Here is a 12501-nt window from a genome sequence, read left to right on the forward strand (position 1 = left end):
GGAAAGAAGACAAGTCAGCTTTTTGCTTATTTGCATTTCATTTCACCATGCGGGAAATAAGTTCCCTCTTTCATGTCGTTAATAAAGACATGGATAGCTTCCTTCGGGGCGTTGGTATTACGCGAAACAACCTCTGTCACCTCACGAGCTAGGGCAATTTTTTGCTCCTCAGTGCGACCTTCAAATAAATCAATACGTACAAATGGCATATAAATTCTCCTTTTTGTTGAATATTTTATCACAGTAAAAAAATTATTCAAGTATTTTATAAATAATTGCAATTTTATCCTTTGTTCTATATAATAATATTGTGAAAGAAAGGAGATAGATATGCTAGGTAAGATTAAAAATCAAGGTAAAATCAGAAAGATTTTCAACAGAAAAACAGCTACTGTAGCAGGTGGTTTGCTGGTAGCAAGTGTTGCAGGAATTCAATTGACGACTGCTGAGTTGCCGGCGAAAGAACAAGTTTACGGCCAACCTATTGAAAAAGTTCTACAAATCTATAAAGAGGCTGGATTTGAAAATATCAAGGAAAGTTTAAAAATTGCAGATTTAGAGTACGGAAAAATTGATGAAAGTAGTAAGGTAGAAGTTGTTCTTGTTGATGGCGAAGAATGGAAAGAAGGGACTGCCTCAAAAAATGTACCGATTTCCATATCTTATCATGCCCCGAAAGATGATGCGGTTGAATTAAGCAATCTTTCCTATCCTGGAAATGTCACTGAGCTTGAAAAAGAGTTGACAGAGGCAGGGTTTGACAATATTGAGCTATCTTCTGTTATGTTGTTGGCAGATGGAAATAATGACAAGCACGATCAAGTAGAGAATTTGGAAATTGGTCTCTATTCCTATCAGAAAGGCTACTTTTATTCGACAAGTCTTCCTGTCAAAGTAACTTATTTTGATGCTAGCAAGGACAATTTGAAATTTCCACAGGATGCTTTGGAGACTAAAAATAAGGCAGATTTAGAAAAATCCCTGACTGAAGTCGGATTTACACAGGTAAAGTGGGATAAAATTGAAGAAAAGGACAAATCAAAACACGGGACCATCCGCGATATTACAGTAGATGGTGAGAAACTAAGACTAGATACCAAGCAAGATATTATCTTAAAAAAAGCAACGCCAATCGTCATCAGTTACTATGATTTTTCAAACTTTGCTGAAGTACCTAAGAATATTTCAAATGCAACAGTAGAAAAAAATAAGGAGTTATTTACTGCTGCGGGCTTCACTCAGATTTCCGAAGTTGCTACCGAAACAGATGATATCAGTAAAAATGGTCAGGTGAGCGTTATTGAAATAGATGGGAAGGCTTGGGATTCCCAGAAGGATACTGTTTATAAGAAAAATAGCAAGGTTGTCATCAAATACTGGAATGCTGAGAAGGCTATCGCAGAAAAGGCTCGTAAAGAGGAGGAAGAGCGCCAGGCGGCTGAGGCCAAACGAATTGCTGAGGAGCGAGCTGCAGCCCAGGCTCAAGCGGCGGCTCAATCACAAGGTCAAATCCATGGTTTTGCGCAAGCACCTGCGAGCAATGTTTACTATCCGAACTGTAAGGCAGCGAGAGCAGCAGGAGCAGCTCCGGTCTATCAAGGTCAACCTGGTTATGGAAGTCACCTAGACAGAGATGGCGACGGAATTGGTTGCGAGTAGATAAAACAGGAGGGACTGTTTTGAAACCTGCATACCGCATCATCTTAGCTTTGTTACTAGGTATATTTACCCTTGATCTTGCAATGGCAGTGTTTCCAATCAGCACCATCATCGGACCCATCCTGGTAACCATAACATTGTTTTCTGCTATTTACACCATCCTGGTTCTCTATAAATGGAAGCCCAAATGGGGTGAGATGCTATTAGAGTTGGTTTTAAATTTATTCATGTGGCCATGATTTCCAAACAAGCTCAACTGGGCTTGTTTTTCTCTTTCCCATAATAGTGATTTTATGGTAGAATGGAGGGAGTGAAATTTTAGAACGGAAGAGGAAAAATGGCTCAATTATACTATAAATACGGTACCATGAACTCTGGTAAGACCATTGAAATTCTCAAGGTAGCCCACAACTACGAGGAGCAGGGAAAACCCGTTGTCATTATGACTTCGGCACTGGATACCCGTGATGCTTTCGGAATCGTTTCTAGCCGAATTGGCATGAGAAGAGATGCGGTGGCCATTGACGACCAGATGGATGTATTTGGTTATATTGAGAAAATGGACCCGCTTCCTTATTGTGTCCTCATCGACGAGGCTCAGTTTCTCCGACGTCATCACGTCTATGACCTGGCCCGTGTGGTAGACGAACTCGGTGTGCCAGTTATGGCCTTCGGTCTTAAAAATGATTTTAGAAATGAATTGTTTGAAGGCTCGAAACATTTGTTACTCTTGTCGGACAAGATTGAAGAAATCAAAACCATTTGCCAATATTGTTCTAAAAAAGCGACAATGGTTTTGAGAACGCAGGATGGCAAACCGACCTACGAGGGAGAGCAAATACAAATCGGAGGCAACGAAACCTATATCCCAGTTTGCCGCAAACATTATTTTTCGCCAGAAATTTAGCCATTTTGAATCATAAAAAGAAATATGGAATTACAAATCTGTCCATATTTAGAGATCGGAATGGAACACGCATATAAGATAACTAGAAGTGTGTTCCTTCCAAATTTTAAGAAAGGAACTGAATTCGGGCTACGAACTGTGCCTGTTTCTTGACCTACATATTACAGAAAGGAATCGAACACGCCCTACAAGCTGTGTCAAAAAGATAATTTCTCCAAGTGTTTGTAACACTTGGCCGAAATTCCTATTTTGACTGTGCTTGTTTAACGGGCTTTGTATCTTAATTTTATGAACATCTACGATCAATTACAGGCGGTGGAAGATCGCTACGAGGAACTTGGTGAATTGTTGTCTGACCCTGATGTGGTCAGCGATACCAAGCGTTTTATGGAGTTGTCTAAGGAAGAAGCGGCAACTCGTGATACAGTAACAGCCTACCGCGAATACAAGACTGTACTTCAAAACATTATCGATGCAGAAGAAATGATTAAAGAATCTTCTGGCGATAGCGACTTGGAAGAAATGGCCAAGGAAGAACTCAAACAAGCCAAGGCTGACAAAGAAACCTATGAAGAGAAATTAAAAATCCTTCTCTTACCAAAAGACCCCAACGATGACAAGAACATTATCTTGGAAATTCGTGGTGCAGCTGGTGGTGATGAGGCCGCACTTTTTGCTGGCGATTTGTTGACCATGTACCAAAAATACGCAGAAAGCCAAGGCTGGCGCTTTGAAGTAATGGAGGCCACTTACAACGGCGTCGGTGGTATCAAAGAAGTCGTGGCTATGGTTTCTGGTCAATCCGTTTATTCAAAACTCAAGTACGAGTCAGGTGCTCATCGGGTTCAACGGGTTCCTGTAACGGAAAGCCAAGGCCGTGTCCACACTTCGACAGCAACTGTCCTAATTATGCCAGAAGTAGAAGAAGTGGAATATGACATCGATCCAAAAGACCTTCGTGTCGACATTTACCATGCCTCTGGTGCTGGTGGTCAGAACGTCAACAAGGTGGCGACTGCCGTTCGTATCGTTCACTTGCCGACCAACATTAAGGTCGAAATGCAGGAAGAGCGTACCCAGCAAAAGAACCGTGACAAGGCTATGAAAATCATCCGAGCGCGTGTGGCTGACCATTTTGCCCAAATTGCCCAAGACGAGCAAGATGCTGAGCGCAAGTCAACCATCGGCACTGGTGACCGTTCGGAGCGGATTCGTACTTACAACTTCCCACAAAACCGTGTGACCGACCACCGTATCGGTCTTACCCTGCAAAAACTGGACACCATTTTGTCTGGTAAGATGGATGAGGTTGTCGATGCCTTGGTACTCTATGATCAAACGCAAAAACTGGAAGAGCTGAATAAGTAATGACATACGCCCAACTTTTTTCTGTCTATGAGGCAGAGCTTTTGGCAGTGGGAGAGGAGCCTGAGAGCCTCTCTTTTGTCTATCGAGGTCTGAAAAATCTTGATCTGACCGCCTTTGTCTTGCTACTTCGTCAAGAAGTGTCGGCTGAGGAGCGGGACGTAATCGAGCAGATTTTTCAGCAGCTCAAAGCGCATCAGCCAGCTCAGTACATCCTTGGTTACGAGGACTTTCACGGATTGCGTTTCAAGGTGGACGAGCGGGTGCTCATTCCGAGACCGGAGACAGAGGAGTTGGTTGATTTGGTTTTGTCGGAAAATAGCAGAGCTAATTTACGAGTTTTGGACATTGGAGCTGGCAGCGGTGCTATTGCGGTTTCTCTTGCTCATGCTAGAGCAGATTGGGATGTAGTTGCAGTAGATATTTCACCCGACGCACTGACTTTAGCCCAGGAAAATGCTGAGCGCAACAAGGTTGACGTCCAGTTTATCCTGTCCGATTTGTTTGAAAATATTTCTGGAACCTTTGACATCATCGTCTCCAATCCGCCCTATATTTCACCAGATGATAAGGCTGAGGTCGGGCTAAATGTCCTTGCATCAGAGCCACATGTAGCGCTCTTTGCAGAAGAAGATGGCTTGGCTATCTATCGAAATATCATTGAGCAAGCTGGTCAATTTTTGACTAATAATGGAAAAATCTATTTTGAAATTGGCTACAAACAAGGGCAGCAGGTGTCTGATTTACTGCGTCAGCATTTCCCAGAAAAAAATGTCCGAGTACTGAAGGACCAATTTGGTCAGGATAGGAAGGTGGTTGCTGATGACAATAGATAAAATCCTAACAATCATTGAAAACGACGGTGCGGTCATTATGCCGACGGAGACCGTCTACGGACTTTTTGCCAAGGCCCTGTCGGAAACCGCTGTTAATCATGTTTACGAGCTCAAGCAACGCCCGCGCGATAAGGCTATGAACCTAAATGTGTCAAACCTGAACGATATTCATTATTTTAGTCAAAATCCTCCCTTTTTTCTTGAAAAAGTGTATAATAGTTTTATGCCCGGCCCCCTAACAATTATCCTAAAAGCGAACAATAATGTTCCTGTTTGGATAAATTCAGGTCTGGCAACTGTAGGTTTTCGGGTACCAAAGCACGAAAAAACCTTACAATTGATAAACATGATTGGCCCTCTCATTGGTCCATCTGCTAATTTATCAGGAAAAGAAAGCGGAAGATATTTCCAGGATATTCAGACCCAGTTTTCTCAAGATCTGGTTGGCTTTGAGGATGATCAAGCCCTGACTGGTGTAGATTCGACCATTTTGGACCTTTCTGGTCAGCAAGCACGAATTTTGCGTCAAGGTGCCATCACCAAGGAAGAAATTTTGGCTGCTATACCTGAAATTGAATTTGCAGATTGACCCACGTCTAACCATAAAATAGGAGTATCATAGATGATTTTCGATTTAGTTGATTATAAAGAATTTGACAAAGAACTTTGGGATGCGATTAAGGACGAGGAAGATCGTCAGCAACACAATATTGAATTGATTGCCTCTGAAAATGTCGTTTCTAAGGCTGTTATGGCAGCTCAGGGATCTATTCTTACTAATAAATACGCGGAAGGCTACCCTGGTAAACGTTATTATGGTGGTACAGAAGTAGTTGACGTGATTGAAAATCTTGCTATCGAGCGCGCTAAGGAAATTTTCGGCGCTAACTTTGCCAATGTACAACCGCATTCTGGTAGCCAGGCTAATGCTGCAGCCTATATGGCGCTCATCCAGCCAGGTGATACTGTTTTGGGTATGGATTTGTCAGCCGGTGGTCACCTGACCCACGGTTCTCCTGTCAACTTCTCAGGTAAGACTTACAATTTCGTAGCTTATGGTGTTGATAAGGAGACAGAAGTCTTGGACTACGATGCAATTTTGGCTCGTGCAAAAGAAGTCTCACCCAAATTGATTGTTGCAGGTGCATCTGCCTATTCTCGTACCATTGACTTTGAAAAATTCCGTGCAATTGCTGATGAAGTTGGTGCTTACTTGATGGTAGATATGGCTCATATCGCAGGTCTTGTTGCAGCTGGTCTTCATCCAAATCCAGTTCCACATGCACATATTGTTACCACAACCACTCATAAGACCCTTCGTGGCCCTCGTGGTGGCTTGATTTTGACCAACGACGAAGAATTGGCTAAGAAAATCAATTCTGCAGTTTTCCCAGGTATGCAGGGGGGTCCATTGGAGCACGTTATTGCTGCTAAGGCTGTTGCCTTCAAGGAAAACTTGGACCCAGCCTTCAAAGACTACGCAAGCCAGATTATCAAAAACTGTCAGGCTATGGCAGATGTCTTCAAAGCTGACGAGAATTTCCGTGTTATTTCTGGTGGAACTGACAACCATGTCTTCTTGGTTGATGTGACCAAAGTCGTTGAAAACGGAAAAGTTGCCCAAAACTTGCTGGATGAAGTAAGTATCACCCTTAACAAGAACTCTATTCCTTTTGAAACCCTGTCTCCATTTAAGACCTCTGGTATTCGTATCGGGACAGCGGCTGTGACAGCTCGTGGTTTCAAGGAAGAAGAGTGCCGCCAGGTAGCTAACTTCATCATTACAGCCTTGAAAAATGCTGAAAATGAAACTGTGTTGGAACAAGTCCGCCAAGATGTTCGCAGCTTGACAGACCGCTTTCCACTCTATGAAAATTAAAAATGGATATATTTGTAAAACAAGCAATCATACATCAATTTAGTCCTGACGATACAGAGCTGGTCCTTGCCGACCAGCTTTTGACTGTCAGTCCTAAAATAGAAGAATATTTACGCAAAAAAATTGAACGTGTATTTTCAGACGAGGCCAAAACTGGCCAATTTGATTCGGAAAATCCCTTCCTAGAAAATCTGTCAGGTAATCTGATGGAAAATTCGGTCAAAATTGCCAATCTCTGGAAGGAAGAGTTTTCAATTTCTGAAAACCTTAAGACCAATGACTTGATTTTTGTGGCTTTTGAGAAAAATGGAATTGAACATTTTGGATTTTTGCGGATTTCCCTGCGTGAAAACCTGGCCCACGTTGGCTCGGAAAGCGACAGCCCGTTGAAGATTACCCAGAACAATCTGCCTGGTCCAGGCTCCGCACCTGACGAAGCCCTCATCATCAACTTGCAGACCTACAAATACCACCTGATTGAGAAAAGAATCAAGCACAACGGAGCCTTTCTCAACTATTTTTCAGATAATCTTTTGCAAGTTACGCCAGCTCATTCTGCCAAAAAATCCATTAAGGCCCTTGAGCAGACCGCACAAAAAATTGCGGATAGTTTTCATCAGGGGGATTTCCAATTCCAGTCCAGGGTCAAGTCGGCTATCTATAATCATTTGGAAGAGGACAATGAGTTGTCGCCTGAGAAATTGGCCGACCAGCTTTTTGACAACAATCTCACAGCCCGCTTGAATTTTGTCGACCAGCTGAAGGAAGTCATCCCAGACAAGGTTTCCTTTGATGAGATTGATGCCAGCCGTCAGCTCAAAAAATTTGAAAATCAGAAATTGTCCCTATCAAATGGCATCGAGCTGATTGTACCGAATTCAGTATATGAGGATGCAGAGTCGGTGGAGTTCATCCAAAATCCTAACGGAACCTACTCCATTTTGATTAAAAACATCGAAGATATTAAGAGTAAATAAATGAAAAAAATTACAAGAACGATTTTTCTTGTCGTCCTTGTTTTTCTTTGTTATCAATTGTACCAGACCTATCATGCGGTTGAGCAGGTCATGACTTTTCAGCCCTTGGTCCAAGAAGTCCTGGCTGAAAATGATACCGCAGCAAATGAAGAATTGGTACTGGCTATGATTTATACAGAGACAAAGGGAAAACAGGTCGACGTTATGCAGTCCAGTGAATCTGCGACAGGCTACATTAATGCCATTACAGATAGCAAGGAGAGCATCCGCCAAGGTGTTATCTATCTCAGTCAGAATTTGCAGCTGGCAGGAGAACGTGGGGTGGATGTTTGGACGGCAGTTCAGGCCTACAATTTTGGGCAGACCTATATTGATTATGTGGCTGCAAATGGAGGTGAGAACTCCCTGGATTTGGCTGAGGAGTATTCCAAAACAGTAGTCGCACCAAGTTTGGGTAATACTAGTCTAGAAACTTATACCTACTGGCATCCACTTGCTCTTGTCAATGGCGGCAAGCTCTATGTCAACGGGGGCAATATGTACTATTCACGCCAGGTCCAATTTAACATGTATCTGATGCGCTTTATCAATCTTTTTTAACCCTCCCTCTTAAAAAGTGTTATAATAGAAATATGAACGGAGGTGTGCCAAGATGACAAGAACCTGTATGATTACTGGTGCAAGTAGCGGAATTGGGAAGGCCATTGCATATGCCTTTGCCAAAAACGGTGATAATGTAGTTATTACTGGGCGCCGGAAGGAACAGCTAGAAACGATTAAAAAGGACTTGGAAACAAGTTATAGCATAAATGTGACTCTGGCTGTGTTTGATGTAACAAATGTAGAAGAAGTTATAGAGCAGTGCCAGCAGATTATGAAAGAAGTTGGACAGGTGGACGTCTTGGTCAACAATGCTGGTCTGGCTTTGGGACTGGATAAGTTCCAAGAATATGATTTGGCTGATATGTTGACTATGATTGATACCAATGTTCGTGGTCTGCTGACTGTGACCCGTCAGATTTTGCCACAAATGGTAGAAAACAATAATGGTCACATCATCAATATCGGCTCAACTGCTGGGATTTATGCCTATGCAGGTGCGGCTGTTTATGCTGCAACCAAGTCCGCTGTCAAGGTCTTGAGCGACGGTATCCGCATTGATACCATTGATAAAAACATCAAGGTAACGACATTGCAACCAGGAATTGTGGAGACGGACTTCAGCCAGGTGCGTTTCCATGGAGACAAGGAGCGAGCAGCAACAGTTTACCAAGGGATTGATGCACTTCAGGCAGAAGATATTGCTAACTGCACCATTTTTATAGCCAATCAACCAGCCCATGTGCAGATTTCAGATATGACGATCATGGCCACCAAACAAGCAACAGGATTTACAATTCACCGTGAGTAGGAGGTCTTGCTATGAGAAAGTTTGGAAGCAGTTTATCCATCTTACTTCTATCTGCCGTGTTCTTAGGTGCCTGCACCAATAAAACAAGAATAGGGCAGATAAGCACCAGCAGTTCCCCATCTAGCAGCAAGCAGACTAGTAGCTCTTCATCGACAAGGGCAAGTAGTTCAACTAGCACCACTAGCTCTGAGACCACAGAAGTTTCAGGAAAAGATCTTTCAGAATTAAACAGAGGGGTCCAACTAGAGAGCGGGCAGGATACCATTGACTATGCCAAAATGATCTTAGGCGACAAGGATTGGATTGTCATTGAAGGAAATTATACTCGGACAGAGTCTATTCCCTACAATCTGCTACAAGGGAATGACGGTTCGCTCTACTGGGTCTACCAAGATGGCGAAATCTATGATAAAGACAACAAACTGGTCCACCAGCCATAAGAAACAGGTGAAGATTTGAATGTCCTTTAGCTCTACAGGTAAATATTCTAAAACTGGGTTTCATGCCCAGTTTTTACTTTTTCCGTACACCGGTTCCAATTTTCTGCTGGTTTACTGTGTCCAAGAAGTGGTCATAGGTCTGTTTAACGGCGGGGAATTTTTGAGAGGTTCCAGTGGAAAGGGCTAGATTTTCTAAGAAAATTGGGAAGATTCCCTTTTTATAGAGTTCTCCTTGAAAGAAGAATTTATCAGTAACCTTGTCAATAAAGATGATCGAGGAGCGCCAGCGGGACTTTCGTGAATGGGACGGTTTCCAGGAGATTTTGATTTGCTGGTCATAAAAATACCAGCCCATGATATAAATCTTGGTTTCTTGCTGGCGTTTGATATCCTGATACGTACAGGGAAGGGCATAGACCGTGCCACGATTGGTTTGCAAGAAAGGCTTGAAATCACGGAAGTTTTTGTAATCCTTCTGGTCAACGATTGTAAATCCTCTGTCCTTGGCAATTTTTTTCTCATCTACCGTGTAAGAATAGCGGTAGGGGTCAAAGATGATCGACCGTTCATGAACTCGGTAACGCTCTGCCATTTTCTTAAAATGAGGCAAGCTACCATAGTTTTCCAGCAAATAAGATGTCGTAGCACCTCTATGGCTGATATTTGGCTGGATGTCAAGGATACGGCAGGTATCCAAGCTATCGTGAGGGACTGCGCCAAGGCCAATCAGGAGTTGCTCCCTTGTAAAATGACTGGCAAAGCGGGCTTGGGAAGTCTGACCGTTCTCACTCTGGCTGTCTACAAAAAGCGTTTCGCCCTAGCTAAAAACGATTATATAATTCTCATGCTGTTCGGCTTTTCTTTCGATAGGAATGCTGTATAATTGGTGAAAAGTGGGTAAATCCAGGAGTTGTCCAAGTTTCATTTTTTTCATAAAACCAGTATAGCAGAAAATTTTCTGCAAATCCAGTTAAAAGTAAAACTTGTTAAACTTATTTTTAAAAAGAAATGCTCTGACTACATTTCCTTGGAATCAAAGCCTTCAAAGATTTGTATGTCAAAGCGTTTTTTATTGCTAATGTATGCTTGAGGGGTCTTTACTGTATAGACCACCAGAGGGATGCGAAAGAGCAGGCGAATTAGATTGAGCGATGGATTTTTCTGAAATTCATGCTCGTAGGTGATAAAGTCTGGTCGTGTGAGACAATTAGTCAGCAGGTGCTTGATAGCAAAGTAAATCAGCCCCTTTTGCCCACTTAAATCACCAGACAATTGTCCACGAATATAGTTAGGGCGATGTTTTTTAAAATAGGCGACAACCAGGGGATTGAAGGATTCCACCATAAAAGCTCCTGTGTAGCTATCCAGATAGCTGGTCACGCGCTGACAGACTTCCAGAACGTCCCTGCTCTCCGACTTGATTTCTACGATGAGAGGCACCTTGCCTGCTACCAGATCCAAGATATCAGCCAGGCGAGGAATGCCTTCTTGGCTATTGAAAAGCTTGTATTTTTGCAGTTCTTGATAGTGGCAATCTTCGATATTTTGGTCAATGCCAGAGGTTCTAAGCAAGCTGGGGTCATGGATGAGGACTAGTTCCTTGTCCTTGGTCATCCGGATGTCAAACTCGATACCGTAGCCTTTCTGCACAGCTAGAGCATAGGCTGCCAGACTATTTTCCGGTGCAGCTCCGCTATTATCATAAAAACCCCTGTGAGCATAATCCCAGCCCAGAAAGGACCAAAGTCAACCCGCCCCATGCGAGGTTTGAGCAAAAAAATCAATAAACCAATGAGAATGAGGAATCCGAGTAAATAAAGCATAGCAACCTTTCTAGGAATAATCCCCGTGCCGGACTAAAATCATGGTCAGGAAGGACAGGATGGAGAAGAGGAGGGCATAGGGAAATAGGGCATCAAATCCCAGCAACTCCATGAGAAGGGAGTCACAATCTGCGCCGCCATAGAGGCAGTGTAGTACATGCCAGTGTACTTGCCCACATCCGCAACATGACTCATCTCTACAATCATAGGCAGGGAATTAACATTGATGAAGGCCCAACCCACCCCCATAATAGCAAAAGATAGATAGACCAGGGCTGAAAAAGCGGCCAGGATGATACCGAGAAGATAGGTCGTGGAAAACAGGCAAATTCCTAATAAAATCGCCTTTCTGCGACCGATTTTTGTCCCTAAAAATCCAGAGGGAATATAGGTAATGATTGCTGCAATAGCAGCCAGCATGAGCGAGCGTGCCACCTGGCCAGCATCCATGTCCCAGACAGCGATAGCATAGCGTGAAAAAGCAGTCGTAATGCCGTTGTAGGCTATGAACCACAGGAAGATGGACACCAGCAGGAAAAAAAGGGAAATCTTGACTTCCTTGTCGAGCTCGCCCGTTCCTCTAGTCTTTTACTCTTCGTTTTGGACTGGGATGGCCATTTTTTCTCATCAATTTTCCAGCGGAGAATGGCAAAGCTGACTAGCAAAATGAGTCCAACTGTCAGGAAGAGGTCAGTATAGTCAGGCTGGTCTGACTTATCGACCAGCAGGGCTAGGGCAATGAGCGTTAGAATTGCACCGACAGCACCCATAAGATTGATGATGGCATTAGCCTTGCTACGCAAAGGCTTGGATGTCAAATCGGGCATGAGGGCAATAGCAGGAGCCCGAGAAATGGACATGGCAAATAAGACAAGTCCCAAGCCAAGATTGAAGAGCCAGAAAAGTTTGTGGCTGGTCGCATAGGGGAGAAGGACCAGTCCAAAGCAGGTTAGCAGACTGCCTAGAAAGACGAAGGGAATCCGCTTGCCGTTCCGGCTGTTGAACCTGTCAGACAAGGCACCAAAATAGGGTAGGAGAAAGAGAGAAAGAATATATTTGCTTTTAAGTAGGATGAGCTACCATTAATTTTGGTAGTTTTTATATTTTGGTGCTAAACTGGTGCTAACGATAAAAGAAAACCGATGAAACACTTTATTTCATGCGGTTTTTTGAGTAACTTATTCTATTCCCACTCTATCGTATA

The 12501-nt window shown here is 43.2% G+C and carries 16 protein-coding genes; 11 read left to right on the forward strand and 5 right to left on the reverse strand.

What is annotated here, in order from left to right; genetic code table 11:
* Window positions 1-26: 26 nt before the first annotated feature.
* Complete coding sequence (locus NQZ91_01410; GenBank protein ID UUM58059.1) at window positions 27-209, reverse strand: 4-oxalocrotonate tautomerase; 183 nt, start codon at window positions 207-209, stop codon at window positions 27-29.
* A 121-nt stretch (window positions 210-330) separates the two neighbouring features.
* Here NQZ91_01410 and NQZ91_01415 point away from each other — a divergent pair, with 121 nt between their 5' ends.
* The 10 genes from NQZ91_01415 to NQZ91_01460 all read left to right on the forward strand — a co-directional run bounded on the left by NQZ91_01415 (window position 331) and on the right by NQZ91_01460 (window position 9474).
* Window positions 331-1659 carry an excalibur calcium-binding domain-containing protein gene (locus tag NQZ91_01415; GenBank protein ID UUM58060.1) on the forward strand — a complete coding sequence of 443 codons (1329 nt, stop codon included), beginning with the start codon at window positions 331-333 and terminating at the stop codon, window positions 1657-1659.
* A 337-nt stretch (window positions 1660-1996) separates the two neighbouring features.
* Complete coding sequence (locus NQZ91_01420; protein ID UUM58061.1) at window positions 1997-2566, forward strand: thymidine kinase; 570 nt, start codon at window positions 1997-1999, stop codon at window positions 2564-2566.
* Window positions 2567-2854: 288 nt separating this feature from the next.
* The gene (gene prfA, locus NQZ91_01425; protein ID UUM58062.1) at window positions 2855-3934 is read left to right on the forward strand and encodes a peptide chain release factor 1; all 1080 of its coding nucleotides are present in this window, start codon (window positions 2855-2857) and stop codon (window positions 3932-3934) included.
* Window positions 3934-4767, forward strand: coding sequence for a peptide chain release factor N(5)-glutamine methyltransferase (gene prmC, locus NQZ91_01430; GenBank protein UUM58063.1), 834 nt, complete (start codon window positions 3934-3936; stop codon window positions 4765-4767). Before prfA ends, prmC begins: the two co-directional genes overlap by 1 nt.
* A complete protein-coding gene (locus NQZ91_01435) occupies window positions 4754-5356 on the forward strand; it encodes an L-threonylcarbamoyladenylate synthase (GenBank protein ID UUM58064.1) in 603 nt (200 codons plus the stop codon). The genes prmC and NQZ91_01435 overlap by 14 nt, the downstream gene beginning before the upstream one ends.
* Window positions 5357-5389: 33 nt before the next feature.
* Entirely contained in the window at window positions 5390-6646 is a 1257-nt protein-coding gene (locus NQZ91_01440; protein ID UUM58065.1) for a serine hydroxymethyltransferase, read from the forward strand.
* A gap of 2 nt (window positions 6647-6648) precedes the next feature.
* Complete coding sequence (locus NQZ91_01445) at window positions 6649-7623, forward strand: nucleoid-associated protein (GenBank protein UUM58066.1); 975 nt, start codon at window positions 6649-6651, stop codon at window positions 7621-7623.
* Complete coding sequence (locus tag NQZ91_01450) at window positions 7624-8223, forward strand: lysozyme family protein (protein ID UUM58067.1); 600 nt, start codon at window positions 7624-7626, stop codon at window positions 8221-8223. It begins immediately after the preceding gene.
* A gap of 52 nt (window positions 8224-8275) precedes the next feature.
* Window positions 8276-9034, forward strand: a complete 759-nt coding sequence (locus NQZ91_01455) for an SDR family NAD(P)-dependent oxidoreductase (protein UUM58068.1) — start codon at window positions 8276-8278, stop codon at window positions 9032-9034.
* A gap of 11 nt (window positions 9035-9045) precedes the next feature.
* The gene (locus NQZ91_01460) at window positions 9046-9474 is read left to right on the forward strand and encodes a hypothetical protein (GenBank protein UUM58069.1); all 429 of its coding nucleotides are present in this window, start codon (window positions 9046-9048) and stop codon (window positions 9472-9474) included.
* A 73-nt stretch (window positions 9475-9547) separates the two neighbouring features.
* On the opposite strand, the gene NQZ91_01465 is transcribed toward NQZ91_01460, so the two are convergent.
* On the reverse strand, window positions 9548-10084 hold the full coding sequence (locus tag NQZ91_01465; protein ID UUM58070.1) for a hypothetical protein: 537 nt from the start codon (window positions 10082-10084) through the stop codon (window positions 9548-9550).
* Window positions 10085-10126: 42 nt separating this feature from the next.
* On the opposite strand from NQZ91_01465, the gene NQZ91_01470 reads away from it, so the two are divergent.
* A complete protein-coding gene (locus NQZ91_01470; GenBank protein ID UUM58071.1) occupies window positions 10127-10357 on the forward strand; it encodes a hypothetical protein in 231 nt (76 codons plus the stop codon).
* A 134-nt stretch (window positions 10358-10491) separates the two neighbouring features.
* Here the strand turns inward: NQZ91_01470 and NQZ91_01475 are convergent, their stop codons facing one another.
* From NQZ91_01475 to NQZ91_01485, 3 genes are all read right to left on the reverse strand, one after another.
* Window positions 10492-11208 carry a hypothetical protein gene (locus tag NQZ91_01475; protein ID UUM58798.1) on the reverse strand — a complete coding sequence of 239 codons (717 nt, stop codon included), beginning with the start codon at window positions 11206-11208 and terminating at the stop codon, window positions 10492-10494.
* A gap of 134 nt (window positions 11209-11342) precedes the next feature.
* Window positions 11343-11825 carry an MFS transporter gene (locus NQZ91_01480; protein UUM58072.1) on the reverse strand — a complete coding sequence of 161 codons (483 nt, stop codon included), beginning with the start codon at window positions 11823-11825 and terminating at the stop codon, window positions 11343-11345.
* A complete protein-coding gene (locus NQZ91_01485) occupies window positions 11801-12349 on the reverse strand; it encodes an MFS transporter (protein UUM58799.1) in 549 nt (182 codons plus the stop codon). The genes NQZ91_01480 and NQZ91_01485 overlap by 25 nt, the downstream gene beginning before the upstream one ends.
* Window positions 12350-12501: the final 152 nt, after the last annotated feature.

Source organism: Streptococcus suis, assembly GCA_024583055.1.
Taxonomy (GTDB): Bacteria; Bacillota; Bacilli; order Lactobacillales; family Streptococcaceae; genus Streptococcus; species Streptococcus suis_V.

Coding starts and splice junctions, on each gene's coding strand:
- NQZ91_01410 (UUM58059.1), bottom strand. CDS start 209: ATGCCATTTGTACGTATTGATTTATTTGAAGGTCGCACTGAGGAGCAA.
- NQZ91_01415 (UUM58060.1), top strand. CDS start 331: ATGCTAGGTAAGATTAAAAATCAAGGTAAAATCAGAAAGATTTTCAAC.
- NQZ91_01420 (UUM58061.1), top strand. CDS start 1,997: ATGGCTCAATTATACTATAAATACGGTACCATGAACTCTGGTAAGACC.
- prfA (UUM58062.1), top strand. CDS start 2,855: ATGAACATCTACGATCAATTACAGGCGGTGGAAGATCGCTACGAGGAA.
- prmC (UUM58063.1), top strand. CDS start 3,934: ATGACATACGCCCAACTTTTTTCTGTCTATGAGGCAGAGCTTTTGGCA.
- NQZ91_01435 (UUM58064.1), top strand. CDS start 4,754: ATGACAATAGATAAAATCCTAACAATCATTGAAAACGACGGTGCGGTC.
- NQZ91_01440 (UUM58065.1), top strand. CDS start 5,390: ATGATTTTCGATTTAGTTGATTATAAAGAATTTGACAAAGAACTTTGG.
- NQZ91_01445 (UUM58066.1), top strand. CDS start 6,649: ATGGATATATTTGTAAAACAAGCAATCATACATCAATTTAGTCCTGAC.
- NQZ91_01450 (UUM58067.1), top strand. CDS start 7,624: ATGAAAAAAATTACAAGAACGATTTTTCTTGTCGTCCTTGTTTTTCTT.
- NQZ91_01455 (UUM58068.1), top strand. CDS start 8,276: ATGACAAGAACCTGTATGATTACTGGTGCAAGTAGCGGAATTGGGAAG.
- NQZ91_01460 (UUM58069.1), top strand. CDS start 9,046: ATGAGAAAGTTTGGAAGCAGTTTATCCATCTTACTTCTATCTGCCGTG.
- NQZ91_01470 (UUM58071.1), top strand. CDS start 10,127: ATGGCTGATATTTGGCTGGATGTCAAGGATACGGCAGGTATCCAAGCT.